This window comes from Streptomyces axinellae (assembly GCF_039532135.1).
Taxonomy (GTDB): domain Bacteria; phylum Actinomycetota; class Actinomycetes; order Streptomycetales; family Streptomycetaceae; genus Streptomyces; species Streptomyces axinellae.
This window is the reverse complement of record NZ_BAAARJ010000074.1, coordinates 1-1005: the sequence shown is the minus strand read 5'-3', so window position 1 is coordinate 1005 and position 1005 is coordinate 1. Positions and strand designations below refer to the sequence as shown.

General features: G+C 61.1%; 1 protein-coding gene. It reads left to right on the top strand.

Features of this window, described 5'->3' with window-relative positions; genetic code table 11:
* Positions 1 to 121 precede the first annotated feature (121 nt).
* Positions 122 to 1005, top strand: an 884-nt coding sequence (locus tag ABD339_RS33500) for a hypothetical protein (protein WP_344570943.1), incomplete at its 3' end; no start/stop codon positions are given.

The window sequence follows — 1005 nt, the reverse complement described above, 5'->3', positions numbered from 1 at the left end:
GGTGTACCGCTGGGTCGTGTCGAGGAGTTCACGGGTCTACGTTCGGAGTCGAACCGGTGATCTTCTGTGGCACGTTGACGTGTGAAGTGCTTTCTTTTCGCGATATATCCGGGAGGACCTTATGCCGCGTCGTCTCCGTGGTGAGGATTATGCGAAAGCATTCCGCGCCTATTACAAGAAGCATCCACAGGTGAGTGGAAGAATGCCTGCCCGGGATGTGGTTGAAGGAGACGTAAAAATTGGGGCGCGGGCGGCGAATTTGCACAATCCCAAGAACTATTCGACGGTGAGCCCCGAAGAGGAGGAGGTGCTGAGGGAATATGGTGTTGCGCTGGCAAAGAATAAGGATGGCCGACTGAAAATCAGCAGCGTAAAGATCGCCCCGACCGAAAAGTCGAACGAAACCGACCTGAGGCATGCTGCGGATGTCCGCACGCTTTATGCCCCGGGTGGACAGCCGTACGGAACCCTCCCGAACTCGACCACGAGCACGGGCCGGCGCCTGAACGACTTGGTGCGAATGGGAGGAAAGTGTACGGCGGGGCATGAGGAAGGGTGGGCGTTGGAGCGGGACGCGGGCCTCCCGCTGATCAAGACGGAGACTGGCCGCTTCAGGATTGACGGGGCAGTGCTGGAAGGTATCAAGCCCCGTATTTACTACTTCGGTGAGCCCGCGTCCGTGGCGAGTTCTGGTCTGCCGCTGGATGCGTCGCAGGGTCATCAGTTTCCGCCGCAGTACCAGGCCCTGGACGCATCGCAGGGATGGGACCAGTCGGGGTACGCATTGCAGATGTTCATGCAGGAATGGGGCCGGCCGTACGCGGTCCTGGAGGGCGGCGCGGAAAACGATGTCGTGTATGGCTCTGGGGCATATGGGCCCGGCGCCGTGCTGCCCTCGGTTGGGGATGTGTCCATGGCGGGTGTATGGGACCCGCAGGTCGATATGAGCTCGGTGGCCGTGGGCGACCCTGCCTTTGGCAGCGGCCCGGGCCCCAATCCCGGATT